Source organism: Streptococcus infantis (assembly GCF_047463175.1).
GTDB classification, from domain to species: Bacteria; Bacillota; Bacilli; order Lactobacillales; family Streptococcaceae; genus Streptococcus; species Streptococcus infantis_AC.
In genome coordinates this window covers 367,928-393,867 of sequence record NZ_JASHEJ010000001.1, presented here as the reverse complement: position 1 = coordinate 393,867, position 25,940 = coordinate 367,928, and the positions used below count along the sequence as shown (strand labels likewise).

General features: G+C 37.6%; 26 protein-coding genes. 19 read left to right on the top strand and 7 right to left on the bottom strand.

Annotated features, from left to right (window positions below; all coding sequences use genetic code 11):
* Positions 1 to 3 precede the first annotated feature (3 nt).
* Positions 4 to 360 (bottom strand): hypothetical protein, encoded by a 357-nt coding sequence (locus QM859_RS01985; protein ID WP_178895513.1) that lies wholly within the window; start codon positions 358 to 360, stop codon positions 4 to 6.
* A 166-nt stretch (positions 361 to 526) separates the two neighbouring features.
* Between QM859_RS01985 and QM859_RS01980 the strand changes: the two genes are divergently transcribed.
* Positions 527 to 1,360 carry a hypothetical protein gene (locus tag QM859_RS01980; RefSeq protein ID WP_414261954.1) on the top strand — a complete coding sequence of 278 codons (834 nt, stop codon included), beginning with the start codon at positions 527 to 529 and terminating at the stop codon, positions 1,358 to 1,360.
* Positions 1,361 to 1,415: 55 nt separating this feature from the next.
* On the opposite strand, the gene QM859_RS01975 is transcribed toward QM859_RS01980, so the two are convergent.
* The gene (locus QM859_RS01975) at positions 1,416 to 1,745 is read right to left on the bottom strand and encodes a helix-turn-helix domain-containing protein (RefSeq protein ID WP_049478720.1); all 330 of its coding nucleotides are present in this window, start codon (positions 1,743 to 1,745) and stop codon (positions 1,416 to 1,418) included.
* A 151-nt stretch (positions 1,746 to 1,896) separates the two neighbouring features.
* On the opposite strand from QM859_RS01975, the gene QM859_RS01970 reads away from it, so the two are divergent.
* The 3 genes from QM859_RS01970 (at position 1,897) to QM859_RS01960 (ending at position 6,412) form a co-directional block, all read left to right on the top strand.
* Positions 1,897 to 4,530, top strand: coding sequence for an SEC10/PgrA surface exclusion domain-containing protein (locus QM859_RS01970; RefSeq protein WP_414261952.1), 2,634 nt, complete (start codon positions 1,897 to 1,899; stop codon positions 4,528 to 4,530).
* Between the two features lie 474 nt (positions 4,531 to 5,004).
* Entirely contained in the window at positions 5,005 to 5,892 is an 888-nt protein-coding gene (locus QM859_RS01965; protein WP_414261950.1) for a hypothetical protein, read from the top strand.
* Positions 5,893 to 5,938: 46 nt separating this feature from the next.
* The gene (locus tag QM859_RS01960; protein ID WP_414261949.1) at positions 5,939 to 6,412 is read left to right on the top strand and encodes a hypothetical protein; all 474 of its coding nucleotides are present in this window, start codon (positions 5,939 to 5,941) and stop codon (positions 6,410 to 6,412) included.
* A gap of 74 nt (positions 6,413 to 6,486) precedes the next feature.
* Here QM859_RS01960 and yidA read toward each other — a convergent pair whose 3' ends face one another.
* Both yidA and QM859_RS01950 read right to left on the bottom strand, forming a co-directional pair.
* Positions 6,487 to 7,293 carry a sugar-phosphatase gene (gene yidA, locus QM859_RS01955; RefSeq protein ID WP_006152355.1) on the bottom strand — a complete coding sequence of 269 codons (807 nt, stop codon included), beginning with the start codon at positions 7,291 to 7,293 and terminating at the stop codon, positions 6,487 to 6,489.
* 12 nt (positions 7,294 to 7,305) lie between these two features.
* Positions 7,306 to 8,610 (bottom strand): HD domain-containing protein, encoded by a 1,305-nt coding sequence (locus QM859_RS01950; RefSeq protein WP_368910118.1) that lies wholly within the window; start codon positions 8,608 to 8,610, stop codon positions 7,306 to 7,308.
* 72 nt (positions 8,611 to 8,682) lie between these two features.
* On the opposite strand from QM859_RS01950, the gene QM859_RS01945 reads away from it, so the two are divergent.
* The gene (locus QM859_RS01945) at positions 8,683 to 9,060 is read left to right on the top strand and encodes a YwiB family protein (protein ID WP_254725771.1); all 378 of its coding nucleotides are present in this window, start codon (positions 8,683 to 8,685) and stop codon (positions 9,058 to 9,060) included.
* 179 nt (positions 9,061 to 9,239) lie between these two features.
* On the opposite strand, the gene QM859_RS01940 is transcribed toward QM859_RS01945, so the two are convergent.
* Both QM859_RS01940 and QM859_RS01935 read right to left on the bottom strand, forming a co-directional pair.
* Complete coding sequence (locus QM859_RS01940; RefSeq protein ID WP_414261948.1) at positions 9,240 to 10,322, bottom strand: DEAD/DEAH box helicase; 1,083 nt, start codon at positions 10,320 to 10,322, stop codon at positions 9,240 to 9,242.
* Positions 10,319 to 11,296 (bottom strand): Gfo/Idh/MocA family protein, encoded by a 978-nt coding sequence (locus QM859_RS01935; RefSeq protein WP_195183342.1) that lies wholly within the window; start codon positions 11,294 to 11,296, stop codon positions 10,319 to 10,321. Before QM859_RS01935 ends, QM859_RS01940 begins: the two co-directional genes overlap by 4 nt.
* 146 nt (positions 11,297 to 11,442) lie before the next feature.
* Here QM859_RS01935 and QM859_RS01930 point away from each other — a divergent pair, with 146 nt between their 5' ends.
* From QM859_RS01930 to sdbB, 10 genes are all read left to right on the top strand, one after another.
* Positions 11,443 to 12,138, top strand: coding sequence for a YoaK family protein (locus tag QM859_RS01930; RefSeq protein ID WP_195183343.1), 696 nt, complete (start codon positions 11,443 to 11,445; stop codon positions 12,136 to 12,138).
* 269 nt (positions 12,139 to 12,407) lie between these two features.
* On the top strand, positions 12,408 to 12,722 hold the full coding sequence (rplU, locus tag QM859_RS01925) for a 50S ribosomal protein L21 (RefSeq protein ID WP_000109141.1): 315 nt from the start codon (positions 12,408 to 12,410) through the stop codon (positions 12,720 to 12,722).
* Positions 12,723 to 12,737: 15 nt separating this feature from the next.
* Positions 12,738 to 13,082, top strand: a complete 345-nt coding sequence (locus QM859_RS01920; RefSeq protein ID WP_000613699.1) for a ribosomal-processing cysteine protease Prp — start codon at positions 12,738 to 12,740, stop codon at positions 13,080 to 13,082.
* A 16-nt stretch (positions 13,083 to 13,098) separates the two neighbouring features.
* Positions 13,099 to 13,392, top strand: a complete 294-nt coding sequence (rpmA, locus tag QM859_RS01915) for a 50S ribosomal protein L27 (protein ID WP_000916509.1) — start codon at positions 13,099 to 13,101, stop codon at positions 13,390 to 13,392.
* Positions 13,393 to 13,606: 214 nt separating this feature from the next.
* Positions 13,607 to 14,866 (top strand): UDP-N-acetylglucosamine 1-carboxyvinyltransferase, encoded by a 1,260-nt coding sequence (locus QM859_RS01910; protein WP_414261946.1) that lies wholly within the window; start codon positions 13,607 to 13,609, stop codon positions 14,864 to 14,866.
* Between the two features lie 17 nt (positions 14,867 to 14,883).
* Complete coding sequence (locus tag QM859_RS01905) at positions 14,884 to 15,435, top strand: GNAT family N-acetyltransferase (protein WP_414261945.1); 552 nt, start codon at positions 14,884 to 14,886, stop codon at positions 15,433 to 15,435.
* Positions 15,428 to 16,705, top strand: coding sequence for a CBS-HotDog domain-containing transcription factor SpxR (gene spxR, locus QM859_RS01900; RefSeq protein WP_006148632.1), 1,278 nt, complete (start codon positions 15,428 to 15,430; stop codon positions 16,703 to 16,705). The genes QM859_RS01905 and spxR overlap by 8 nt, the downstream gene beginning before the upstream one ends.
* Before the next feature lie 15 nt (positions 16,706 to 16,720).
* Positions 16,721 to 17,581: a methionyl aminopeptidase gene (locus QM859_RS01895; RefSeq protein ID WP_414261943.1), complete on the top strand. Its 861-nt coding sequence runs from the start codon at positions 16,721 to 16,723 to the stop codon at positions 17,579 to 17,581.
* 122 nt (positions 17,582 to 17,703) lie between these two features.
* Complete coding sequence (ccdA2, locus tag QM859_RS01890) at positions 17,704 to 18,411, top strand: thiol-disulfide oxidoreductase-associated membrane protein CcdA2 (RefSeq protein WP_414261942.1); 708 nt, start codon at positions 17,704 to 17,706, stop codon at positions 18,409 to 18,411.
* Between the two features lie 12 nt (positions 18,412 to 18,423).
* Positions 18,424 to 18,987, top strand: a complete 564-nt coding sequence (gene sdbB / locus QM859_RS01885) for a thiol-disulfide oxidoreductase-associated lipoprotein SdbB (RefSeq protein WP_414261941.1) — start codon at positions 18,424 to 18,426, stop codon at positions 18,985 to 18,987.
* 58 nt (positions 18,988 to 19,045) lie between these two features.
* Here sdbB and QM859_RS01880 read toward each other — a convergent pair whose 3' ends face one another.
* Positions 19,046 to 20,032 carry an L-lactate dehydrogenase gene (locus QM859_RS01880; protein WP_004253416.1) on the bottom strand — a complete coding sequence of 329 codons (987 nt, stop codon included), beginning with the start codon at positions 20,030 to 20,032 and terminating at the stop codon, positions 19,046 to 19,048.
* A 195-nt stretch (positions 20,033 to 20,227) separates the two neighbouring features.
* Here QM859_RS01880 and gyrA point away from each other — a divergent pair, with 195 nt between their 5' ends.
* The 4 genes from gyrA (at position 20,228) to dapA (ending at position 25,866) form a co-directional block, all read left to right on the top strand.
* The gene (gene gyrA, locus QM859_RS01875; protein WP_414261940.1) at positions 20,228 to 22,696 is read left to right on the top strand and encodes a DNA gyrase subunit A; all 2,469 of its coding nucleotides are present in this window, start codon (positions 20,228 to 20,230) and stop codon (positions 22,694 to 22,696) included.
* Positions 22,696 to 23,445: a class A sortase gene (locus tag QM859_RS01870; RefSeq protein ID WP_414261939.1), complete on the top strand. Its 750-nt coding sequence runs from the start codon at positions 22,696 to 22,698 to the stop codon at positions 23,443 to 23,445. The genes gyrA and QM859_RS01870 overlap by 1 nt, the downstream gene beginning before the upstream one ends.
* Before the next feature lie 287 nt (positions 23,446 to 23,732).
* Positions 23,733 to 24,809, top strand: a complete 1,077-nt coding sequence (locus QM859_RS01865; RefSeq protein WP_414261937.1) for an aspartate-semialdehyde dehydrogenase — start codon at positions 23,733 to 23,735, stop codon at positions 24,807 to 24,809.
* A 121-nt stretch (positions 24,810 to 24,930) separates the two neighbouring features.
* Positions 24,931 to 25,866, top strand: coding sequence for a 4-hydroxy-tetrahydrodipicolinate synthase (dapA, locus tag QM859_RS01860; RefSeq protein WP_225750255.1), 936 nt, complete (start codon positions 24,931 to 24,933; stop codon positions 25,864 to 25,866).
* Positions 25,867 to 25,940 lie beyond the last annotated feature (74 nt).

The window sequence follows — 25,940 nt, the reverse complement described above, 5'->3', positions numbered from 1 at the left end:
CAGTTATTTTCCTTTCTTGATACTTGATGCTCTGAAAAAAAGCTGTCCGTATTTATTTTCAAATGCTTCTAACCCTTCAAATTCAACGACATCTCCGATATCAATCTTAGATAGGACTGGTTTATCTTCAGGTAAAAACTTGACTTTGAAAGGATTGTGATTGTCAGTTGCAACGTAGACTTGATAACTTTGAATGTTATCCGTACGTTTCATTTTTTCTTTACCATTAACAAATTCCCCAGTTTTCTCAAATTCGAATTGAATTTCTAGTTGTTTACCAGCTAACTTCACAACTTCATCTGAAAGAGCTTGTTCCGCGAGGCTAGCACTGTAGCCGTTAGTTTTTTTAAAAAATGCCATAATAGGCCTCCTTTGTTAAATTATTTTTGATAGCTATCGACTATCATGAATCTATTATAATTATAATTATTGGGTTTGAATTGACTGTTTTTCTATATAAAAAATTTGAAAAACCACCCAAGATTATGTTATACTAATATTACAAACTAAAGAAAAGAGGAACTATATGAAAATTGATGAAGAAATTTATAGAATGATTAGTCAACGTGTGAAATATAGAAAAAAAGATAAAAAGTTACAAAATATTGATATTTTGTTAAGTGACCCAAATGTTGTTAGTAATATTGTCAATAATAAAAGATATAAAAAAAATCCGTATCTTTTGACACCGGCTTTTGCTTTTGAAATTGTTAAAAATTTGAAGTTTACAGATTCATATACTTTAATTTGGGGAAATAAAATGGAACGTGAATCTTACTTTGGGATGTTATTTTTTACAGGTATGAATTATCTTTTAAAGAAAGAAACAAGGTTAATAGAAAAATCTTTGAGTTACTATGTTCCTTACGCATATGATTTGGCTATCAGAGAATTGGAAAATAGATATGGTAATGGAATTAGCTTATTATTTCCAAACTTTGAGATTGAAAAAGGTAATGAAAAAAGTTTATTAGCTATGCAACTTTTATACAATCATTATAAGGAAGAGTTTTTTGAAAGACATGCTAATTATTTTAGTGATTTGTATACTACAAAATTAGATAAAAAAATTACTAATTTTTTTGAAACCGAACTATTAGATATGATTTCAAACGGTACACTATTTAATAGAGGAAAAGAATTTTTTAATTTAATTTTACAAAATTTATCATTGACTGCTGAAATGAACATTGATTCATTACCTGGTGTTGATTCTAAATTTCATCCGCAACTTGATTTTTCTAAATCAGTAGATACTTTTATAAAATCTATAATTCATTATCAAGAACAATTGGAAGAAGAAATAGTTTTAACGGATAGTTTAAATAGGTGGACTGTTGATTTGATGAATATAAAATAAAAACGCATAGCTCTAGCATGTTCGTCTAGAATTATGCGTTTTTTAAACTAAATTATCATTTTACATTATTAAGAATTGTATGGAATGCAGAAAGTATTTCTTTTTGTTTACTATCAGGTAAATTTTTTATATTCGTAATTAATTCAACAATCTCAGGATTTTCATCTTTTTTTGTAATATCAAAGAAAGATGAAATATCACATTCAAGGGCATTCATAACTTTTTCAAGGGTATTAATTGTTATATTTGTTTCTAGATGTTCAAGTTTGTAAACATAGTTTGTTCCAAGGTCTGCTCTTTCTTCAATTTGTTCTTGTGTAAATCCTTTTTTTAACCTTAGAAGGCGAATTCGTTTTCCTATATATTTTCTTAATGATTGTTTCATGTAATACCTCTCGAACTTAATACTACAGTTTTTTTACTATATATTTTAGTTCTTAAAAGATTGCTTATGACTTTACAAGGTTGGTTAAGTACGGTATAATTAAAGAAAAAACAACTATATATAGTTGTTAATGTGAATTTTTGGAGATGTTATGTCAAAAAATACTATTAAAACCCTAACAACAACAGCAGTTATTGGACTTGCATCAGCTGTTGTGCCTACATTTGCTCAAGAAGCTAACTCTGATGTATCTACGGCAACAAGTGTAAATAAATCAACAGTTCAAGAAAAACCTACAACAAAAACTGTTGAAAAATCATCAGACGTAAAACCTGCACTTGATGCTCAAAAGAAAGTTGTTGAACAAACTAAAGAACAACTTACTGAAGCTCAAGCTAAAGTTGATGACGCTAACAAGCAAGTGTCTAACGCTCAATCAGACGTAGCTGATGTTCAATATGATGTTGAAAAAGCTGAAGCTCTTGCTTCTAAAGCTACACCTCAAAATATTGAAGCTAATCAGAAAGACCAAAAAGCTAATCTTGATGACCAAGAAGCTAACGCTAAAGAAACAGCTACTGTTGATGCAAATATCGCAACTCAGGCTGACGCTGTAACTCAAGCTCAAACAAACGTGTCTAGCGCTGAACAAGCTCTTGATGAAGCTAAAGCTGATGTTTCAGCTAAAGAAACACAAGTTCAATCAGCTAAAGACGCAATCTCAGGAACTGGACTTGCTCAAGCTGAAGATAAACTTGACGAAGCTAAAGCTGAAACTAAGGGTGCTGAAAAGAATGTTACTCTTGCAGATACAGCATTGACTCATGCTAAGAAAGCTGACCAAAAACGTCAAGAAGCTATTGACAACGCTCAAACAGATGTTGACGCTAAAACAACTGTCGTCAATGAGGCTAAAGGCAAACTTGCTTCAGCTACTACAAAAGCTAATGATGCTACATCAACACTTTCTCAAGCTAAAGATAAATTTAATGAAGCTACTAAAGCTCTAAATAGCATTGATATTGTCAAAATTCCAGATTTGACTCAATTCAAGAAAGCTATTGCTTCAGGTAGCGATGAATTGATGACTAGCACTGGTGCTAAAATCTGGGAAAATTCAAAATCAGAATCTTTAATCTCAGAAAGCTCTAAGAATGAACCTGTTGACCTTGATAACTTAACAGATGCACAAAAAGAAGAAATTTCTCATTTGTACATCCAAGGATTGAAGGAAATCCGTGAACAATTAAAAGATAACGGTAAATATTCAGTTGCATCAAAAGAAAATACAGGTACAACAAAAGAAGCTATTGCACTTGCTACTGAAAGAGCTAAAGAGTACAAAGAACGTGGTCAAAGTCCAGTAACTCACGGTCACATTGGTCTAGGCGTTGAAAACCTTGCAGGTTTAGGTACAAAAGAATACTTCACATCAATGTATGACTTGAAGAAAGCCGTTGTTGACTCTCTACTTCATACATCATTCGGTGATGCCCCATCAAAATGGGGACACTTGAAAGCTAACCTTGACTTTGCATCAAGAGCAAAAGTTGGTCTTGATGTTGCAAACATCAATGGTTACTACTGGTTAGTAATTGCTTTCAGTGATAAAGGTACAGACCTTGTAAATCCAAAAGATGCTGAAGCTATTCAAAAAGCTTATGACGTTGCTAAAGCTGAAAAAGCTACAGCTCAAACTGCTTCAGAAAAAGCAAATGACGCTCTTAAACAAGCATCTGCTGACTATGCAAGTGCTTTAGAACTTAAGACTTCAGCTGAAAAGACATTAGCTGACGCTACTTCTACGCCAATTCAAACACAAGTTGCGGAAAACAACTTGCGTCTTGCAAAACTTGCTCTTGAAAGTGCACAAAAACGTCAAGCTGAAGCTCAAAAAACAGTTGATAACTTCTCAGCTGACCTTGCTTCTAAGAAACAAGCTCTTGATGATGCTAAATCAGCTCTTGAATCAGCTCAATTAGTTCAAGAACAAAAAGTTCAAGCTGTTACTGATGCTAAAACTGAACTTGCTCAACAACAAAGCAAACTTGAAAATCTTCAAGCTCTAAAAGCTAAATTGGTTGAAGAAAAAGACCGTTTAGTTACAGAAGCTAAAGCTCTTGCTGAAGAATTAAAAGGTTATGTTGACAGTTCAGAAAAGCTTGCACGAACAAAAGCAGAGCTTAAAGAAAAAGAAGCAAAACTTCTTGAAGTTAAAGAAAAAGAAGAAAATGCAAAGAATAACGTTAGTGCTATTACTACAAAACTTGTTGAGGAGCAAGCAAAACTAGCTAAGCTTCAAGACACGTTTGATAAGCTTCAAGATTTAGAAGAAAAAGCAAAACACAACATAGTTACAAGATTATCTGATGGAACAATTGTTGCTGTTCCTAAAGAAATACCGATTTCTGAAGAGCGTCCTGAAATTGATATTCAAGCACTAAAAGATGCTATTGCTTCAGGTAAAGATGTTGAAATTGTTGACGGAAAAGTTGTTGTACGTGCTACAAAACCAATTAGTGTTGAACATCCAAAAACGAACACTGATAAATCAAAGCAGGCGTACACAAGTGATAAAAATGTGACTATTGACAACAAAGGAAATGTTATCGTAAAGGGTCAAACATATACAAGTCAGCAACAGGCATCAAGTAAGCCGACTTATTCACGGGTAGAACGTGCGAAATCATTGCCAGAAACAGGCGAATCATCGAGTATTGCAATGTTGGTACTCGGTGCAATTCTTGGAGGATTTGGACTTGTAACGGTACGTAGAAAGAACTAGAATAATAAAAAATCTTCTTACATATGTAGGAAGATTTTTTGTATTCATAAAACTAGTTGAAAAGACTGCGCTATTTAAACTAGTTTTGTGAATGAATATTGGAATATACCGATTGTGCCGAATACGGTATCGAACTATGTATCAAAAACTGTGATTATTAAATTTTTAACTTAGAAATTATAGCAAAAAACTAAAAATTTATTTGGTCAACTCTTGGTCAACTTTGTAATTTTCAATACTAGCTAGCGTGTGATAATATCTTGATTTCATCGTGTTTTGGTTATTTATTATAACTTATTTTAACGCTAGTTTGTATGCAGGGGGCATAATAAGAAGCATAAAGAAACATAAAGAACACTGAAGTTCAGTGTTTTTTTGTTTATTAACTCATAAGAGGCCATGAAAATATATAGGGAGAAGAAAACCGCTCTCTTTTTTATGCTATAATAGGTATAGAATGTTTAGGAGAAAGAGATGAAAAAAGGCATATTAATTGGCTGCTTATCCGTGGTTATTCCAATTGCAATGCTCATAATACTTAGTCCTATTATTGCAATGATGGATATGTGGGGTCTATTTGCCCATGCCAGTCGGAATGAACTTGAGCAAGCTGTACATCGTTCTTATAAGAACTACGGTCTTACAGGTCAGTTTGAGTTAGAAAAATACGAAAAAAACTATACAAGTGTAGGAGGATTTGTAATCCATGGTACTTACACTGAAAATATAGATGGTAAAACCTATCAGGCTAATTCCCGTTTTGAATACTATACTCGTCCTTCGGAAAACAAAAAGTATAAAAAGACGGATGCAGAAGTAGATTATGAACAAAACAAAAAAATTTATCAGGCTTTTCCAGAATTAGCCTATCTAGGAATTGAGATTAGTCCAGGTACCAGCGAATTTTTAAAAAAATTGGATACTTCAATAACAGATCCTAAAATGACTGCTTTGAAATACGATGGGATTGATTTTCAATTTAATAGTAAATCTGGCAATATGTATCTTTATGATGAAATCTTAGAGGAAAATCAAAGAAAAGGACAAGCATTACAAGGGATGTATCCTATGGATGCTCAATATCTTTTCCAAAAAGATATTTTTATACCAGAATTTCAATTTCGATACTACACTCCAGAAGACAAGAAGGATCAGTTATATGATGCCTATCTTAAAGACCTTGAATCGCAAATGAAAGAATTCTTTAACAATCTACCTCTTCCAAGCGGTCTTTATGCTGTAAAGATTGATAAATATGAAGGGGATAAACTTGTCAATAATAGCGGTGGCTATTATGTGAAGATTGAGAATCATCAAGTTGTGAAGTTTATCAAAGATTTACAACAGGAGTCACTGGACTAATGCTTTTCAGATGTATAGAATTTTGGAGAAAGAGGTAATATGTTAGATGTCCCAAGAAGAATACCTTCGACTAAAAAAAGAATATAAAATTCGACTAGTATTAGTAATCCTTCTATTCGTATTATTTTCTATCCTAAGTATCTTGCTCATCATAAATCTCAATAGATTTATTCCACTAGGCGCGACAGCAATGGCTACAGTTGTGCCATTTAACCATTTTTTACTCGTTCCACTTTGGGAAGAGAAAAAAGCGATTGAAGCAGAGCATCCTGAATGGAAGGACCTTAGTACAAGCGGAGCCAGGGTCCCTTCGACAGAAGCGAGTAAACGAAACATAGCAACTGTTGGGAGCGTTGTTGCCTTGTTCTTATCGTTTGCTTTACTCTATAGGCCTGCTAAGGTATACCAGAAGGTACCTACTGCCGATGAACTAAAGAACCTTCCCAAGATTGAGAACAAGGGCATTCCTAAACTGGATAATAAAAAAATCCCAAAAATAAAAAGGGAATCAGAAGAGTAATCTGTAATGAAAATACCCCAGGAGTTAGACTTTTTCTCTAACTTCTGGGGTGCTTTTATTATATTCTATTCAGTTTACAAGACCCAAGTACGAATAGCATGGGCAACGCCGGATTCATCATTTGTTTTGGTGATGTATTTGGCGATTTTTTTGAGTTCTGGGTTTCCGTTTTCCATAACAACGGGGTTTCCAACGACTGCTAGCATGGCACGGTCATTTTCTTCATCACCGATCGCCATAGTTTCATCTTTGCTTAGTCCAAGTTTCTCAGCTAGGTGCGTAATGGCTGAACCCTTGTCTACATCCTTTTTAAGGAGTTCTAGATAAAATGGAGCAGATTTGTTGATAGAGTAGCGCTCGTAAAATTCTGCTGGAATCTTTTCAATAGCAGCATCGAGAATCTCTGGTTCGTCGATAAACATACATTTGACGATTTCTTTATCAGCCATCTCTTCAGGTGTACGGTAAAAAATTGGCATGCTGACGAGGGTTGATTCGTGTACGGTGTATTTTCCGATATTGCGATTGGCAGTGTAAATGCCGTCCTTGGTAATTGCATGCATATGGACTCCCAGTTTACGGCTGAGAAATTCCATATCCAGATAGTCCTCGTAAGTCAAGGATTCGCTGATAATCTCATGGCCATTAGCAGTTTCTTGAACAAGGGCACCGTTGAAGGTCACAACATAGTCACCTTCATCTCTCAACTGCAAGTCGTCAAGGAGTTTAGCAACACCAGCGATGGGGCGTCCTGTTGCAATGACAACCTTGACTCCAGCTGCTTTGGCATCTTGGATAGCTGCAAAAACTTCGGGAGTAATTTCTTTTTTGCTATTAACTAGGGTACCATCTATATCGACGGCGATTAGTTTTATACTCATAAATTTCCTCTGTTATTTCTTGTCTGGAGTAAAATGATCATTCTCAATCAAATGGGAAAATTGTTGAATGATATTTGTAAAAATACTATTTTGCTTAAGCATTTCTTTAGGGAAGTAGAAACGGTTGTCACCATGACGGCTTCCTGCAAGAGATTGAACGATAGGAGATAGGCTAGAAAGTTCTGCCAGCTCGCCATTCTTTTGGACAATCTCGATTTGAGTTCTTGGATTTTCAGACTCTGGTCGATAAATATCGTAAGGAAGGTCAAAATTCTTATGAATAGCTGTGTAATAGTTGGGGTCAAAACCAATTTCTTCTACGAAATTTCGCATGATTTCAAGCTGGTCTTGATCTTTCTGAGAAAAAGTAATAGATTTAAAGACCTTACGATTGATAAAACGTTGGGAAAGGTCGGCTAGAATTTTATCTGTACTAGTCATCCAGAGTTGGAAATAGGTATTCATAACCCCGTCGTCAAGTGCAAGATAGTCAGATAAGGTTACCTTCTTCTCAAAAAATGGCAGTAGATGTGGGGATGTAAGGGCAAAGAAGTCCTTATTTTCAGGGTAGAGCTCCTTAGCACGTTTGAGAAGATTTTGCAGAAGGACTTCCATGGCTCGTGTAGCTGGGTGGAAATAAACCTGCATATACATCTGGTAACGACTGAGTACATAATCCTCTATGGCATGCATCCCATTCCGTTGAAAGGCGATACCATTTTCAACAGGACGAATAACACGAAGGATACGTGTCAGGTCAAATTGCCCATAAAAAGCACCGGTGAAGTAGGAGTCGCGTAGGAGATAGTCCATACGGTCTGCATCAATCTGACTAGAAATGAGCTGAACCACTTGTTTGTTGGGATAGATGTGGTCTATGACACTAGCAACCTTTTTAGGGAAGTCAGGCGCCACCTGTAGCAAGACCTGATGAATCTCTGTATCAGGGCTTTGGATAATTTCCTCGGTAATTGCCTCATGGTCAGTGTCAAAGAGATTTTCAAAAGTATGAGAGTAAGCACCGTGTCCGAGATCATGTAGAAGAGCAGCAGTCATGGTTAATAGTGATTCGTTAGAATCCCATTCCTCAGGATATTTCTCCTCAAAAATCTCAGTGATTTGACGGGCAATTTCATAGACACCCAAACAGTGAGAAAAACGACTATGCTCTCCACCGTGGAAAGTATAGCTAGATGTCCCAAGCTGTTTGATGCGACGGAGCCGCTGAAATTCTTTGGTATTGATCAGGTCATAAATGACTTGATTATTAACGTGGATATAGTTGTGAACTGGGTCACGAAATACTTTTTCATTCATAAGACCATTATAGCAAATTCCTTGCCTTTTTGGTAAAATAGTAGGGATAAGTGAGAAGAAAGAGGAATAGTTGTGAAGATTAGAATGAGAAATACCATCAAGTTCGATGAACAATTGGAAGTAATCGACCAACTTTATGATGTTGAATTACGGGAAAAGGGCGATTTTTCCTATCTCCTTTTTTACAATGAAGACCAAGAAAAAGTAGTTTTGAAATTTAATGGGGAGGAACTGGTCATGTCACGTTTCTCAAATCCCAAGACTATCATGCGTTTTCTCAAGGATTCTGATAGTTTAGCCTATATCCCAACACCTATGGGACTGCAGGAGTTTATCATCCAAACAAGCCACTACGAAGTTGGTGAAGAGAAGATTGAACTAGCCTACCAACTACAAAACAAAGAAGGAGTTCCATTTGCCAACTACCGTTTAGAAATTACTTGGGGATAAGAAAAAGAGGCTGGGACAAAAGTCCTAGCCTCTCAATTGTCTTTGGAGTGTCGAGCAAGACGCAGTGGTTGAGTGGGCTCTACTACGCTGATTTCATCAGCTTTTACAGCCCTACTCAACTGTGCGGAGGTGGGACGACGAAATCGAATTCTAAAGAATTACCGATTTCTGTCCCACTCTCATTTGATATAGAGTTCTTGATTTTTTAGGACGATTTCACGTACACTTGCAAATTTCTTCAGTTTTTTAAGCTCTTCTGGATGGGTGACAAGAGTGATGACATAGCCTTCTTTACCCATACGTCCTGTACGACCTGCACGGTGAGTGTAAGTTTCCTTGTCTCTAGGGACATCAAAGTTAATCACGCATTCCAAGCTATCAATGTCGATACCACGAGCGAGAAGGTCTGTGGCAAGAAGTAGTGTCAGTTGATTATCTTTGAATTTTTCTAGAATAACTTTTCTAAATTTAACGTTGACATCGCTCGCAAGTGAAACAGCTAAAACATCGCGATATTGTAATTTTTCCTCGGCGCTTCCAAGGTCAGACAAGCTATTAAAGAAGACAAGACTACGGAAATCTTCAACCTGTGCCAGTTTACGAAGCATATCTACTCTGTGACGTTGGTCTACTTGCATGTAGAAGTGTTGGATATTGTCTAACTTTTGGTCTGATAGGTCAATGATGCGCGTGTTAGGTGCAATCTTATCTTGGTCAAATTTGGTAGTGGCACTCATGTAAATAAGTTGATGGTCACGAGGTGCATAGTTGGTAATTTTTTCAACAAAATGAATTTGAGAATCATCAAGGAGTTGGTCGAATTCATCAAGAATGATTGTTTCCACATTCATCATCTTGATTTTTTTCAATTTGACGAGTTCAAAGATACGACCAGGTGTTCCAATCAGAATTTCTGGTCCTTTTTTAAGTCGTTCAATTTGGCGTTTCTGGCTCGAACCAGATAGAAATAGCTGAGCTGTTAATCCGATAGCCTCACCCCAGGTTTTAGTAACTTCAAAAATTTGTCCAGCAAGCTCGGTATTAGGTGCTAAAATCAATAATTGTTGGGCTTTTTTCTTTTGCAGTTTGAGAAGACTAGGTAGGAGATAGGCTAAAGTCTTTCCTGTTCCAGTTGGACTGACTCCAAGAAGATTTTCACCTTTTGTTATAGGCTCAAAAAGTTGAATTTGAATGGGAGTAAATTCTTGGAAGCCCAGTTGAACAATCAATTCTTGCCATTCGGTAGGTAGTTTAGTTTTCATTTTTCTGCCTCAAATCTAATGCCAGCATTCTGGCGCATGGTGTAAAGTAGGTTGTGGACGTGTGCCGCATCATCAATCCAAGATTGGTAGAGATTCAGGTCTGCTTGCTTGATCATGTTTGCAAAAGCAGCAACTTCCTCAGTCATGTTGTGAGGAGCCTGCTGGATAGGAAGTTTAACTTCATTTCCTTGATGGTCTGTGAAAATAGCTGAACTAACAAGTTCAATAGTATCAAGTGTCAGTGTTCCATCTGTCGTATAAATTTCGCAAGGAAGATTAGAAGTGATATTCTTTCCTGCTTTGATATGTACTTGATAGTCAGGATAGTAGAGCATGCCGTCACCGTTCAAATCGATACTATTATCTAGTTTCTGAGCTTGATAGGTTGCATGAGTCGGTTTTCCAAATAAGCGGATTGCTGCGTATAGAGTATAAATACCAAGATCCATAAGTGCACCACCTGCAAAACGGTCTGAGAAAACATTAGGAGTATCGCCAGCAAGTAGGTTAGGCATCTTAGAAGAGTATTTAGCGTAGTTAAAGTCTGCACCAAGAATTTGTTTGTTGGCAAGAAAGCCTTTGATTGTGGCAAAAGCATCTTCATGATAGTTACGTGCTGCTTCAAAGATAAAACATTTATTATCTTTAGCTGTTTGAACTAAATCCTGCCATTCTTGTGGTTGAGTGACGGCTGGTTTTTCAAGGATAACATGTTTTCCAGCAGATAAAGCCATCTTTGCTTGGCTAAAATGCAGGGAATTCGGACTAGCAATGTATACCACATCGAATGAATCATTAAAGAAATCATTTAACTGATCAAATAGCTTAACGCCTTGATATTGTTCAACAAACTTTTCTGCGGTTTCTATTTTTCTAGAATAGACTGCACCCAGTTGAAATTTTCCGCTAGTATGGGCAACCTCTAGAAAATGATGGCTGATTGAACTAGTTCCTATGATACCAAGTTTTAGCATAGTTACTCCTTTTCCACAAGTAATGATTGATTTCATTATATCATAGAAAGAGTCAACTAGATAAGTTAAGATAATTCTTTTGCTTTGATACTTCGAAATTTCTAGAAAAAATGGTACAATAGTTACAGTATATTTAGGAGATTAGTATGAGATTATTACCTATGAGAAAAATTTCTCGTCATTCAAAAAGATTGGCGCTTTTTTTGACTTTTTGTGCAGGCTATGTAGATGCCTATACGTTTATTGTAAGAGGGAATACCTTAGTCGCTGGGCAAACAGGGAATGTGGTATTTCTATCAGTCGGAATCGTTCAGAGAAATTTGGCTGATGCTGAAATAAAGATATTGACACTTTTATCTTTCATGTTAGGCGTTTTTTTGCTTACGATTTACAAGGAAAAACTTCGCATTGTTAAAAAACCCATTCTATCACTTGTTCCATTAGCTATTTTATCATTGATAATCGGCTTTGTTCCATTGAGTGTTGATAACATGTTTATTATTCCTCCTCTGGCTTTTTGTATGGGTCTGGTTACAACAGCTTTTGGAGAGGTTTCTGGAATTGCCTATAATAATGCCTTTATGACGGGAAATATCAAACGCACCATGTTGGCTTTTGGCGAATACGTCCGGACCAAGCATACAGCCTTTTTGATGGAAGGATTGATTTTTGTGAGCCTACTTGTTAGTTTCATTCTAGGAGTAGTATTTTCAGCTTACTTAACGATTATCTTCAACGAAAAAACAATTTTAGGTGTCCCTATCATGATGAGTATTTTTTATCTAAGTATGATTTTATCTTCTTTGCGAAAAAAGTCTAATAAAAGGCTGAATTTTGAATGAAAATACTTGTCAAAAATTTGGAATCATGCTATACTTGTAGAGTTGACTATGCACGATCCTGTGCAACCGCACGAACATCGTTGCTCGTCGTATAACAAATTTAAACTTCGTCATTATCGCCTTGGCTAACATAAGTTATGTCTTCGGCTTAATTCCTAGTTTATTCTTTGTTATACTAAGAGCTCTTCTTTTAAGTGGTTCGTCCCACGATGCTAGGCGAGTCTTCACAAAAATTCGGGGAAACCCCAAAAAATCATAGGAGGTGCATAATGAGCACATACGCAATTATCAAAACTGGCGGAAAACAAGTTAAAGTTGAAGTTGGTCAAGCAGTTTACGTTGAAAAATTGAACGTTGAAGCTGGTCAAGAAGTTACTTTTAACGAAGTTGTTCTTGTTGGTGGTGAAAACACTGTTGTCGGAACTCCACTTGTTGCTGGAGCTACTGTAGTTGGAACTGTTGAAAAACAAGGAAAACAAAAGAAAGTTGTTACTTACAAGTACAAACCTAAAAAAGGTAGCCACCGTAAACAAGGTCACCGTCAACCATACACTAAAGTTGTCATCAACGCAATCAACGCTTAATTTTAAGGAGAACACATGATACAAGCAGTCTTTGAGAGAGCCGAAGATGGCGAGCTGAGGAGTGCGGAGATTACTGGACACGCCGAGAGTGGCGAATACGGCCTAGATGTCGTGTGTGCATCGGTTTCTACGCTTGCCATAAACTTTATCAATTCTATTGAGAAATTTGCAGGCTATGAACCAATCTTAGAATTAAACGAAGATGAAGGTGGCTATCTGATGGTTGAAATTCCAAAAGATCTTCCTTCTCACCAGAGAGAAATGACACAATTATTCTTTGAATCATTTTTCTTAGGTATGGCAAACTTATCGGAGAACTCTTCTGAGTTCGTCCAAACCAGAGTTATCACAGAAAACTAACACGGAGGAAAACATTATGTTAAAAATGACTCTTAACAACTTGCAACTTTTCGCCCACAAAAAAGGTGGAGGTTCTACATCAAACGGACGCGATTCACAAGCTAAACGTCTTGGAGCTAAAGCAGCTGATGGACAAACTGTAACAGGTGGATCAATCCTTTACCGTCAACGTGGTACACACATCTACCCAGGTGTAAACGTTGGACGTGGTGGAGACGATACTTTGTTCGCTAAAGTTGAAGGCGTAGTACGTTTCGAACGTAAAGGTCGCGATAAGAAACAAGTTTCTGTTTACCCAATCGCTAAATAAGCATTAAAAAAAGGCTTTCCAAGATTTTTGGAAAGCTTTTTTTCTTGAACAATATTAGTATCAGTTATTTTTAAAGTTTACTTGAGAAACTGTTTTAAATCAATAAAATCTTAAGGAGCTTATTTGATTTATTATGATAGATAATAAGAAGGAAATATGGTATAATATAGAGTGAGACCTTATGAATAAATAGTGAAAGAGTATATAAAAAATAATGAAAAAAATAGTCATTAACGGTGGACGTCCATTAAAGGGTGAGATTACCATTAGCGGAGCAAAAAATAGTGTAGTAGCTCTGATTCCAGCTATTATTTTGTCAGATGATGTAGTTATTTTGGATTGTGTTCCTGATATCTCTGATGTTGCTAGTTTGGTTGATATTATGGAAATTATGGGTGCGAGTGTTAAGCGCTATGACGATGTTTTAGAGATTGACCCTCGTGGTGTTCAAAATAAGCCAATGCCATACGGTAAGATTAACAGTCTTCGCGCATCCTATTATTTCTACGGTAGTCTTCTTGGACGTTTTGGTGAAGCAACAGTAGGTTTACCTGGTGGATGTGACTTGGGACCTCGTCCTATTGACTTGCACTTGAAAGCTTTTGAAGCTATGGGTGCTAAGACAACCTATGAGGGAGACAATATGAATCTCTCAACTAATGGTTCTAAGTTACAGGGTGCTAGTATTTATATGGATACTGTAAGTGTAGGAGCAACTATTAATACGATACTTGCAGCGGTAAAAGCTCAAGGACGTACAGTCATTGAAAATGCTGCTCGAGAGCCTGAAATTATTGATGTAGCTACTTTGTTAAATAATATGGGAGCTCATATTCGTGGTGCAGGTACGGATATGATTACTATCGATGGTGTTGAATCTCTACACGGCACACGTCATCAAGTTATTCCAGATCGTATCGAAGCTGGTACTTATATTTCTTTAGCTGCTGCTGTGGGACAAGGAATTCTTATTAACAATGTACTCTATGAACATTTAGAAGGTTTCATTGCGAAACTTGAAGAAATGGGTGTTCATATGACTGTTTCTGAAGATAGTATCTTTGTTGAAGAGCAGAAAAATCTAAAAGCTGTTAATATCAAGACTGCTCCATATCCAGGATTTGCTACAGACCTTCAACAACCGATTACACCACTTTTGTTGAAAGCAGAAGGACGAGGGACACTGATTGATACCATTTATGAAAAACGTGTGAACCATGTCTTTGAATTAGCTAAAATGAACGCAGATATTACAACGACTAATGATCACATTATCTATAAGGGTGGTAATTCTTTACACGGTGCAAGTGTAAGAGCGACTGACTTACGTGCAGGTGCAGCCTTGGTTATTGCTGGATTAATGGCTGAAGGTAGAACAGAGATTACTAGTGTAGAGTTCATCCTACGAGGCTACTCAAATATTATTGAGAAATTACGTAAGCTTGGAGCAGATATTGAGCTAATCGAAGATTAGCCATTTTGAGGAACACAATGAATATCTGGACAAAATTAGCAATGTATTCTTTCTATGAGACGGAACGTTTGTATTTCCGTCCATTCTTTTTTACGGATGTAGATGACTTTCATGCTCTAGCATCAGACCCTGAAAATCTCCAATTTATTTTTCCTACGCAAGCCAGCATTGAGGAAAGTCAATATGCTCTTGCTAACTACTTTATGAAATCACCTTTGGGAATTTGGGCGATTTGTGATAAGAAAGCACAGATGATGATTGGAGCCATCAAGTTTGAAAAGCTGGATGAAATCCGTAAAGAAGCAGAAATTGGCTATTTTTTAAGGAAAAACTATTGGTCTCAGGGATATATGACGGAAGCAGTGACTAAATTACGCGATTTGTCTATGGACCAGTTTGAATTAAAGCAACTTTCTATTGTGACGCATTTAGAAAATAGTGCTAGTCAAAAGGTTGCACAAAAATCAGGCTTCGTTCTATATCGTCGTTTCAAGGGTAGTGACCGCTATACTCGTAAGATGCGGGATTATCTAGAATTTCGCTATACAAAAGGAGAGCTAAATGAGTAAACACCAAGAAATTTTAGCTTATTTAGAAGAATTACCAGTCGGAAAACGGGTTAGTGTTCGAAGTATTTCAAATCGTCTGGGAGTGAGTGATGGTACAGCTTATCGTGCTATCAAAGAAGCTGAAAATAGAGGATTGGTTGAAACACGTCCTCGAAGTGGAACTGTCCGTGTCAAGTCCAAAAAAGTTGCCATTGAGAGATTAACCTTTGCAGAAATTGCAGAAGTCACTGGTTCGGAAGTTTTAGCTGGTCAAGCTGGTTTGGAGAGAGAATTCAGTAAATTCTCCATTGGAGCCATGACAGAAAAGAACATTCTTTCTTATCTTCATGATGGTGGTCTACTTATTGTAGGTGACAGAACACGAATCCAATTATTGGCACTTGAGAATGAAAATGCTGTCTTGGTAACAGGTGGATTTGAAGTTCATAAAGATGTTTTGGATGCTGCTAATAAGAAAAATATCCCAGTGTTACGCAGTAAACATGACACATTTACCGTTGCGACCATGATTAACCGAGCTTTGTCAAATGTACAAATAAAGACAGATATTTTAACGGTTGAAAAAATCTATCGCACTTGTCATGAATATGGTTTTTTACAGGAAACGGATACTGTTAAAGATTACTTAGATTTAGTTCGTAAGAATAGAAGTAGTCGATTCCCTGTTATCAATCAGCATAAGGTTGTTGTGGGTGTCGTGACCATGCGTGATGCTGGAGATAAGTCACCAGGGACTACCATTGATAAGGTCATGACAAGAACGGTCTACATGACCGGTTTAGCCACAAACATTGCTAACGTGAGCCAGAGAATGATTGCTGAGGATTTTGAAATGGTACCTGTTGTACGGAGCAATCAAACCTTGCTTGGTGTCATTACTAGACGTGATGTCATGGAAAAAATGAGTCGTTCTCAGGTCTCAACTTTACCAACCTTTTCAGAACAGATTGGACAGAAGCTATCTTATCATCATGATGAAGTTGTTATTACAGTCGAACCCTTTATGTTAGAAAAAAATGGTGTTCTGGCTAATGGTGTTCTTTCAGAAATCTTGACTCATATGACGCAAGACTTGGTCGTTAATAGCGGGCGTAACCTCATCATTGAACAAATGTTGATTTACTTTTTACAGGCTGTTCAGATTGATGATGTTCTACGAATTCAAGCTAGAATTATTCATCATACGAGACGATCGGCTATTATTGATTATGACATTTATCTCAATCATCAAATTGTATCAAAAGCAAATGTAACTGTAAAAATTAATTAGAATCTAGGAGTAAACATGATTACATTAAAATCAGCTAGAGAAATCGAAGCTATGGATAAGGCCGGTGATTTTCTTGCAAGTATCCACATTGGCTTGCGTGATATCATTAAGCCAGGTGTTGATATGTGGGAAGTAGAAGAGTATGTTCGCCGTCGTTGTAAAGAAGAGAATTTCCTTCCACTACAGATTGGTGTTGATGGAGCAATGATGGACTATCCATATGCAACCTGCTGTTCGCTCAATGACGAAGTAGCACACGCCTTCCCTCGTCATTATATCCTCAAAGAGGGTGACCTCCTCAAGGTTGATATGGTTCTTGGTGGGCCAATCGCGAAGTCCGACCTCAATGTTTCTAAACTCAATTTTAACAACGTTGAGCAGATGAAAAAATATACTCAAAACTTTACGGGTGGCTTGGCTGATTCTTGTTGGGCATACGCAGTTGGTAAACCATCAGAAGAAGTTAAAAACTTGATGGACGTGACCAAGGAAGCTATGTATAAGGGTATCGAGCAAGCTGTTGTTGGTAACCGAATTGGCGATATTGGTGCAGCGATTCAAAAATATGCTGAAAGTCGTGGATACGGTGTTGTCCGCGATCTTGTAGGACACGGTGTTGGCCCAACTATGCATGAAGAACCAATGGTTCCTAACTATGGTGTAGCTGGTCGTGGTCTTCGTCTTCGTGAAGGTATGGTTTTGACAATCGAACCTATGATTAATACAGGTGATTGGGAAATCGATACAGATATGAAGACAGGTTGGGCACATAAAACTATCGACGGTGGTCTGTCATGTCAGTACGAACATCAGTTTGTTATTACCAAAGATGGCCCTGTAATCTTGACAAGTCAAGGTGAAGAGGGAACTTATTAATAAGATTTTCAAGGAGCTAAGCTCCTTTTTGTTTTCTATAAAATAATAGCGTAGCAAAGTTAAGACTTATAATGTTATTTGTAGTAAAATATAAAGTGAAAATTTTGAAAGAAGGTTCTTAATTGGAAAGTATTATATTTTTTATCTCTGTATTTTTAGCTGGGGTTTTATCGTTTTTCTCACCCTGCATCTTTCCCTTGTTACCAGTCTATGCAGGTGTTTTGCTAGATGACCAAGAGCAGTCAAAGACATTTCGGTTTTTAGGTAAGGATGTTGCGTGGTCAGGATTAATTCGGACATTCTGTTTTATCGCAGGTATCTCTCTCATTTTCTTTATTCTAGGGTTTGGAGCAGGATTTCTCGGCAACTTACTCTATGCTGATTGGTTTCGTTATGTTATGGGTGGTATTATTATCATACTAGGCTTACATCAGATGGAAATCCTTCATTTACGAAAATTAGAGTTCCAAAAAACAGTAAGATTTGATCAAAAACAGTCTAGTAAATATCTATCAGCCTTTCTATTAGGTATTAGCTTCAGCTTTGGTTGGACTCCATGTATTGGTCCAGTTTTAAGTTCAATTTTAGCATTAGCTGCCTCAGGAGGAAATGGAGCTCTTCAAGGGGCCTTATTAACCCTAGTTTATACTTTTGGAATGTCGCTTCCATTTTTAGTATTGGCCTTGGCATCAGGTCTGATCATGCCTTATTTTAGTAGAATTAAATCTCACCTACTCTTACTGAAAAGAATTGGTGGTTTACTAATTATTCTCATGGGAATTTTATTAATGTTGGGACAGTTAAATGTCTTATCTGGAATATTAGGATAAAAGGAGTTATCTATGAAAAAAACAATCTATTTTGGACTTAGTTTCTTATCTATCTTTCTTTTGATTGCTTGTGTCAAGGAAGAGAAGGAATCAAGTCAAGAAAATCAAAAGACTCAAACACAACAACAAGCAACGGTTAAGCAAATAGCTGTAGGAGCAGAAGCGCCTGATTTTACGCTACAATCGATGGATGGAAAAGAAGTCAAACTATCTGATTTTAAAGGTAAAAAAGTTTATCTAAAATTCTGGGCTTCTTGGTGTGGGCCTTGCCGTAAGAGTATGCCAGAATTGATGGAGCTTGCTGCAAAAGAAGATCGTGATTTTGAAATATTATCTGTTATTGCACCCGGCCTTCAAGGCGAAAAAACGATAGACCAATTTCCAAAATGGTTTGAGGAGCAGGGCTATAAGGATATACCTGTCTTATATGACACTAAGGGAACTACCTTCCAAGCCTATCAGATTCGAAGTATCCCAACTGAATACCTAATTGATTCAAACGGTAAAATTGCTAAGATTCAGTTAGGTGCCATTAGTAATGCAGACGCGGAAGCAGCTTTTGCACAAATGGACTAACGTTATAAAAAATGTCTAGACTGTTTTGTCTAGACATTTTTTTTAAAATTAAATTGAATTAGTTTTTAGAAGCAGCTTGGAATTCTGGGTTTTTCCATGCTTCGTCAATAATCTCTTGCAATTCACGAGCAGAAAGTTGCATTTTTTGAGTTTCAGCGTCGTTCAATGGGATGTTAACTGGGCGAACGATACCGTGCGCACCAACGATAGCTGGTTGACCGATAAAGACGTTTTCAACTCCGTATTGTCCTTCTTGGAAGACTGAAAGTGGAAGAACCGCATTTTCATCATCAAGGATAGCTTTTGTGATACGAGCAAGAGCAACTGCGATACCGTAGTATGTAGCACCTTTTTTGTTGATGATTGAGTAAGCAGCGTCACGAACTGAGATGAAGAGTTCAACAAGATCTGCTTCATTCAAGTCACGGTTAGCTTGTAACCATTGTTCCAATTTAACACCGGCAACGTTAGCGTGTGACCAAACGGCAAATTCTGAGTCACCGTGCTCACCCATGATGTAGGCGTGAACTGAACGAGCATCAACACCGATAGTTTCAGCAAGTGCTTGACGGAAACGAGCTGAGTCAAGTGAAGTACCTGAACCGATAACACGTTCTTTAGGGAATCCTGAGAATTTCCAAGTTGAGTAAGTTAAAATGTCAACTGGGTTAGCAGCAACAAGGAAGATACCGTCAAATCCAGATGCAACAACTTGTTCAACAATTGATTTGTTGATAGCAAGGTTTTTACCAACAAGATCAAGACGAGTTTCGCCTGGTTTTTGAGGAGCACCAGCAGTGATAACTACAAGGTCAGCATCCGCACAGTCTTCGTACTTAGCTGCATAGATTTTTTTAGGTGAAGTAAAAGCTAGCGCGTGGCTAAGATCTTCAGCATCACCAACTGCTTTTTCAAACAATTGAGGAATTTCAATGATACCAAGTTCTTGTGCAATTCCTTGTGTTACGAGGGCAAAAGCGTAAGATGAACCTACGGCACCGTCACCGACGAGGATAACTTTTTTGTGTTGTTTAGTTGCTGTCATTTGTCTAAACATCTCCTTTATTTTATTAAGAGGGAAACCCCATTTGATTTCATTCTATCACTTTTGCTAAGCTTTGTCACGGATATACCTTCGGGATAAACATGTAAACGTTTTACACGTGTTGTTAGACTGTAAAATAGTCCAAACTATGGTATAATATATGTAATTACTAATAGTGAAACGAGGCATTTGTTAATGCAAGATAAAAATTTAGTGAATGTCAATCTGACCAAGGAGATGAAGACTAGCTTTATCGACTACGCCATGAGTGTAATCGTATCGCGTGCTCTTCCTGATGTTCGTGATGGGTTGAAACCTGTTCATCGTCGTATTTTGTACGGAATGAACGAATTAGGAGTTACGCCTGATAAACCTCATAAGAAATCTGCCCGTATTACAGGGGACGTAATGGGTAAATACCACCCACACGGGGACTCATCTATCTATGAAGCTATGGTTCGTATGGCTCAATGGTGGAGCTACCGCTACATGCTTGTAGATGGGCACGGTAACTTTGGTTCTATGGACGGTGATGGTGCTGCCGCGCAACGTTATACCGAAGCACGTATGAGCAAGATTGCTCTTGAAATGCTTCGTGATATCAATAAAAATACCGTTGATTTTGTAGATAACTATGATGCCAATGAACGAGAACCTGTTGTTTTACCAGCTCGTTTCCCAAATCTTTTGGTCAATGGTGCCACAGGTATTGCCGTTGGTATGGCGACCAATATTCCACCTCATAATTTGTGTGAAACCATTGATGCTGTTAAACTCGTCATGGACAATCCTGAAGTTACAACCAAAGATTTGATGGAAGTTTTGCCTGGTCCAGACTTCCCAACTGGTGCCCTAGTTATGGGTAAATCAGGTATTCATAAGGCGTATGAGACTGGTAAGGGATCTATTGTTCTTCGTTCTCGTACGGAAATTGAAGAAACTAAAACAGGTCGCGAACGTATCGTTGTTACTGAATTCCCATATATGGTCAACAAAACCAAAGTACATGAACATATTGTGCGTCTGGTTCAAGAGAAACGTATTGAAGGAATTACAGCTGTTCGTGATGAATCTAACCGTGAGGGTGTTCGCTTTGTTATTGAAGTTAGACGCGACGCATCAGCTAATGTTATTTTGAACAACTTATTCAAGATGACTCAGATGCAGACTAGCTTTGGTTTTAATATGCTGGCCATCCAAAATGGTGTTCCAAAGATTCTCTCTCTTCGTCAAATCTTGGATGCTTATATTGAGCACCAAAAAGAAGTTTTGACTCGTCGCACTCAATTTGATAAAGAAAAAGCTGAGGCACGCGCGCATATCTTGGAAGGTTTGCTAATTGCTCTGGATCATATTGATGAAGTCATTCGTATCATCCGTGCCAGCGAAACTGACCAAGAAGCTCAAGCAGAATTGATGAGCAAGTTCAAGCTTTCTGAACGTCAAAGTCAAGCAATTCTTGACATGCGTCTCCGTCGTTTGACAGGTTTGGAACGTGATAAGATACAATCTGAATATGATGACCTTATTGCTTTGATTGCTGATTTGGCAGATATTCTTGCTAAACCAGAACGTGTTGCGCAAATTATCAAAGAAGAACTTGATGAAGTGAAGCGCAAATTTGCTGATAAACGTCGCACAGAGTTGATGGTGGGAGAGGTTTTGACGCTCGAAGATGAAGACTTGATTGAAGAGTCTGATGTTCTTATCACTCTATCAAATAAAGGTTATATCAAACGTTTGGACCAAGATGAGTTCACTGCTCAAAAACGTGGTGGACGTGGCGTACAGGGAACAGGAGTTAAGGACGATGACTTTGTGCGTGAATTGGTTTCTACTAGCACCCATGATCACTTGCTCTTCTTTACTAACAAAGGTCGTGTCTATCGTTTGAAAGGTTATGAAATCCCAGAATATGGTCGTACAGCCAAGGGATTGCCAGTAGTTAACCTCTTGAAACTGGATGAGGGAGAAAGCATTCAAACCATCATTAATGTCGAATCAGAACGTAGTGATGATGCATACATCTTCTTTACGACTCGAGCAGGTATTGTTAAGAGAACTAGCGTTAAAGAATTTGCCAACATTCGTCAAAATGGTCTAAAAGCCTTGAATTTGAAAGATGGGGACGAATTGATTAATGTTCTTCTTACTCAAGAAGATACTGACATCATTATCGGTACTAAATTAGGTTATGCAGTTCGTTTCAACCAGTCATCCGTTCGTAGCATGAGTCGTAGTGCTACTGGTGTTAAAGGGGTAAATCTTCGTGAAGGAGATGCTGTAGTTGGAGCTAGAGTAATCACTGACCAAGATGAGGTCCTCATTATAACCGAAAAAGGATACGGTAAGCGTACAGTTGCCACTGAATATCCAACTAAAGGTCGTGCTGGTAAAGGTATGAAAACCGCTAATATTACTGATAAAAACGGTCAACTTGCAGGCCTTCTCACAGTAAAAGGCGATGAAGACTTGATGGTTATCACAGATACAGGTGTCATGATTCGAACAAATGTTGCTAATATTTCACAGACTGGACGTTCAACTATGGGAGTAAAAGTTATGCGTCTAGATGAAAATGCTAAGATTGTAACCTTTACAACAGTTGCAGCAACAGAGAAAGAAGAAGTTGGGACAGAAAACGAAACAGAAAGTGAAGAATAATGTCTCAAAAAAGAATAAAAAGTAAAAAAAATAAGCGTAAGAATCTGCTGATTAATATTTTGGCTGGATTTCTAATCCTTTTGTCTCTAGCTTTGATTTTTAATTCGAAGATACGTGATGTAATTATGATTTGGAATACCAATAAATATCAAGTAAGTCAGGTTTCAAAAGAGGAAATTGAGGAAAATAAAACTGCTAGTGGAAATTTTGATTTTGACTCTGTCAAAGCACTTTCATCAGAGGCAGTTCTTTCAGCTCAATGGAATTCTCAGCAACTCCCGGTTATTGGAGGAATTGCTATTCCAGAACTTGAAATGAATCTTCCAATATTTAAGGGACTCGATAACGTCAACCTTTTTTATGGTGCTGGTACAATGAAAGCTAATCAAGTAATGGGAGAAGGGAACTATTCTCTAGCTAGTCACCGTATATTTACTGGTAATAATGCAGACAAGAAATTATTTTCACCTCTAGCTCGAGCTGAGAAAGGGATGAAAATTTATCTAACAGATAAAGAAAAAGTCTATACGTATGAGATAGATGAAGTTAAAATTGTTACTCCTGACCGAGTAGATTTAATTGAGGATCATGAGGGGATTAATGAAATCACCCTAGTGACCTGTGAAGATGCTAATGCAGCTGAAAGAATTATTGTTAAAGGAAATTGGACTGAGACAAAATCTTATTTAGATACTCCATCAAATATTTTAGATGCTTTTAATAAGCCATATAAACAATTTTATGAATAGTAGAAGAGGTTGGGACAAAAGAGCCCGACCTCATTTTTTATTAGCAATCAAACTTTGACGCGGTAGCTGATTGAACTTTTTGTTCGTCTTTTAGACTCCAAAAAGCTCCTAATCATCCTCGCGGGGCTGGGACTACGAAATCGAGACTTTGTCTATCGATTTCTGTCCCACCGCCTTTTCTTGTCAATTTCAGAAAATAGATTAGGTAAAGACTTTTCAATTCCTCCAAAAAGTAGTATAATGTTTCTATTATAGAAATTTTTAGAAAATTCCAAAAGAGGTTTGTTATGGGATATACAGTTGCTGTTGTCGGTGCTACAGGTGCCGTTGGTGCTCAAATGATCAAAATGTTGGAAGAATCAACTCTTCCAATCGATAAGATTCGCTACCTTGCGTCTGCACGTTCTGCAGGAAAGGTCTTGCAATTCAAGGGCCAAGATGTGACGATTGAAGAAACAACAGAAGAAGCTTTTGAAGGGATTGATATTGCTCTCTTCTCAGCTGGTGGTTCAACTTCTGCAAAATACGCACCATATGCTGTTAAAGCAGGTGCAGTCGTTGTAGATAACACTTCTTACTTCCGTCAAAATCCAGATGTGCCATTGGTTGTTCCTGAAGTAAACGCCCATGCTCTTGATGCTCACAACGGAATTATCGCATGTCCTAACTGTTCAACTATTCAAATGATGGTAGCACTTGAACCAGTTCGTCAAAAGTGGGGCTTAGATCGTATCATCGTTTCAACTTATCAAGCTGTTTCAGGTGCAGGTATGGGAGCCATTCTTGAGACACAACGTGAATTGCGTGAAGTATTGAATGATGGTGTAAATCCACGTGATTTGCATGCGGAAATCTTGCCATCAGGTGGCGATAAGAAACACTATCCAATTGCTTTTAATGCCCTTCCTCAAATTGACGTCTTCACTGATAATGATTACACTTACGAAGAAATGAAGATGACAAACGAAACTAAGAAAATCATGGAAGACGAAAGCATTGCCGTTTCAGCAACTTGCGTACGTATTCCAGTTTTGTCAGCTCACTCTGAGTCTGTTTATATTGAAACAAAAGAAGTAGCACCAATCGATGAAGTCAAAGCTGCGATTGCTGCCTTCCCGGGTGCAGTTCTCGAAGACGATGTGGCTCACCAAATCTATCCACAAGCTATCAATGCGGTTGGTTCTCGTGACACATTTGTTGGTCGTATCCGTAAAGACTTGGATGCAGAAAAGGGAATTCATATGTGGGTGGTTTCAGATAACCTTCTCAAGGGTGCTGCTTGGAACTCAGTTCAAATTGCAGAGACTTTACATGAACGTGGTCTAGTACGCCCAACAGTTGAATTAAAATTTGAATTGAAATAGGGAGCAAAACAGAAATCAGTAACTCGAAGAGTTTGATTTTTTCCTCTTATTTTATGTACAGAACAGGAGGCAAAGGCAAGTAAAGCCCAGCCTCTTTCTTATATATAGAAAGGTTTTTTCTATGTCTTATCAAGATTTAAAAGATTGTAAAATTATCACTGCTTTTATTACTCCTTTTCATGAAGATGGCTCCATAAATTTCGACGCGATACCAAAATTGATTGAACATTTATTGGCACATCATACAGACGGAATTCTCTTGGCGGGGACGACTGCTGAGAGTCCGACTCTTACTCACGATGAGGAGTTACAGTTATTTGCAGCTGTTCAGAAGGTTGTTAATGGCCGTGTTCCTTTAATAGCTGGTGTTGGTACTAATGATACACGAGACTCTATTGAGTTTGTCAAAGAGGTAGCGGAGTTTGGAGGCTTTGCGGCTGGTCTCGCAATTGTTCCTTACTACAATAAACCATCCCAAGAAGGTATGTACCAGCACTTTAAGGCTATTGCAGACGCTTCTGATTTGCCAATTATTATCTATAATATTCCGGGTCGTGTAGTAGTTGAGTTAACACCAGAAACCATGCTTCGCTTAGCGGAACATCCAAATATCATTGGTGTCAAAGAATGTACCAGTCTTGCCAATATGGCTTATTTGATTGAGCACAAACCAGAAGAATTCTTGATCTACACTGGTGAAGATGGAGATGCTTTCCATGCTATGAACCTTGGTGCAGACGGAGTTATATCTGTTGCTTCTCATACCAATGGTGATGAAATGTATGAAATGTTCACTGCGATTGAAGAGAGTGATATGAAGAAAGCGGCAGCTATTCAACGTAAGTTTATTCCCAAGGTTAATGCTCTCTTCTCATACCCAAGTCCTGCACCTGTTAAGGCAGTCCTCAACTATATGGGATTTGAAGCTGGTCCAACTCGTCTCCCATTGGTTCCTGCGCCTGAAGAGGATGCTAAACGCATTATCAAGGTTGTTATTGATGGAGACTACGAAGCAACTAAAGCGACTGTCACCGGAGTTCTTCGACCTGATTACTAACATAACAAAGATAAATAGAAACTTCCTTACAAGTAAAATTGTTGGGAGTTTTTTTCTTTTTCTACGAATATATA

Excerpts from the sequence above, each read along its gene's own strand:
- QM859_RS01980 (WP_414261954.1), top strand. The coding sequence starts at position 527 with ATGAAAATTGATGAAGAAATTTATAGAATGATTAGTCAACGTGTGAAA.
- QM859_RS01880 (WP_004253416.1), bottom strand. The coding sequence starts at position 20,032 with ATGACAGCAACTAAACAACACAAAAAAGTTATCCTCGTCGGTGACGGT.
- QM859_RS01960 (WP_414261949.1), top strand. The coding sequence starts at position 5,939 with ATGTCCCAAGAAGAATACCTTCGACTAAAAAAAGAATATAAAATTCGA.
- spxR (WP_006148632.1), top strand. The coding sequence starts at position 15,428 with ATGAGTAAACACCAAGAAATTTTAGCTTATTTAGAAGAATTACCAGTC.
- QM859_RS01965 (WP_414261950.1), top strand. The coding sequence starts at position 5,005 with ATGAAAAAAGGCATATTAATTGGCTGCTTATCCGTGGTTATTCCAATT.
- sdbB (WP_414261941.1), top strand. The coding sequence starts at position 18,424 with ATGAAAAAAACAATCTATTTTGGACTTAGTTTCTTATCTATCTTTCTT.
- QM859_RS01970 (WP_414261952.1), top strand. The coding sequence starts at position 1,897 with ATGTCAAAAAATACTATTAAAACCCTAACAACAACAGCAGTTATTGGA.
- QM859_RS01870 (WP_414261939.1), top strand. The coding sequence starts at position 22,696 with ATGTCTCAAAAAAGAATAAAAAGTAAAAAAAATAAGCGTAAGAATCTG.
- QM859_RS01975 (WP_049478720.1), bottom strand. The coding sequence starts at position 1,745 with ATGAAACAATCATTAAGAAAATATATAGGAAAACGAATTCGCCTTCTA.
- QM859_RS01895 (WP_414261943.1), top strand. The coding sequence starts at position 16,721 with ATGATTACATTAAAATCAGCTAGAGAAATCGAAGCTATGGATAAGGCC.
- rplU (WP_000109141.1), top strand. The coding sequence starts at position 12,408 with ATGAGCACATACGCAATTATCAAAACTGGCGGAAAACAAGTTAAAGTT.
- QM859_RS01865 (WP_414261937.1), top strand. The coding sequence starts at position 23,733 with ATGGGATATACAGTTGCTGTTGTCGGTGCTACAGGTGCCGTTGGTGCT.
- dapA (WP_225750255.1), top strand. The coding sequence starts at position 24,931 with ATGTCTTATCAAGATTTAAAAGATTGTAAAATTATCACTGCTTTTATT.
- QM859_RS01940 (WP_414261948.1), bottom strand. The coding sequence starts at position 10,322 with ATGAAAACTAAACTACCTACCGAATGGCAAGAATTGATTGTTCAACTG.
- QM859_RS01985 (WP_178895513.1), bottom strand. The coding sequence starts at position 360 with ATGGCATTTTTTAAAAAAACTAACGGCTACAGTGCTAGCCTCGCGGAA.
- QM859_RS01950 (WP_368910118.1), bottom strand. The coding sequence starts at position 8,610 with ATGAATGAAAAAGTATTTCGTGACCCAGTTCACAACTATATCCACGTT.
- QM859_RS01910 (WP_414261946.1), top strand. The coding sequence starts at position 13,607 with ATGAAAAAAATAGTCATTAACGGTGGACGTCCATTAAAGGGTGAGATT.
- gyrA (WP_414261940.1), top strand. The coding sequence starts at position 20,228 with ATGCAAGATAAAAATTTAGTGAATGTCAATCTGACCAAGGAGATGAAG.
- rpmA (WP_000916509.1), top strand. The coding sequence starts at position 13,099 with ATGTTAAAAATGACTCTTAACAACTTGCAACTTTTCGCCCACAAAAAA.
- QM859_RS01920 (WP_000613699.1), top strand. The coding sequence starts at position 12,738 with ATGATACAAGCAGTCTTTGAGAGAGCCGAAGATGGCGAGCTGAGGAGT.
- QM859_RS01930 (WP_195183343.1), top strand. The coding sequence starts at position 11,443 with ATGAGATTATTACCTATGAGAAAAATTTCTCGTCATTCAAAAAGATTG.
- yidA (WP_006152355.1), bottom strand. The coding sequence starts at position 7,293 with ATGAGTATAAAACTAATCGCCGTCGATATAGATGGTACCCTAGTTAAT.
- QM859_RS01905 (WP_414261945.1), top strand. The coding sequence starts at position 14,884 with ATGAATATCTGGACAAAATTAGCAATGTATTCTTTCTATGAGACGGAA.
- QM859_RS01935 (WP_195183342.1), bottom strand. The coding sequence starts at position 11,296 with ATGCTAAAACTTGGTATCATAGGAACTAGTTCAATCAGCCATCATTTT.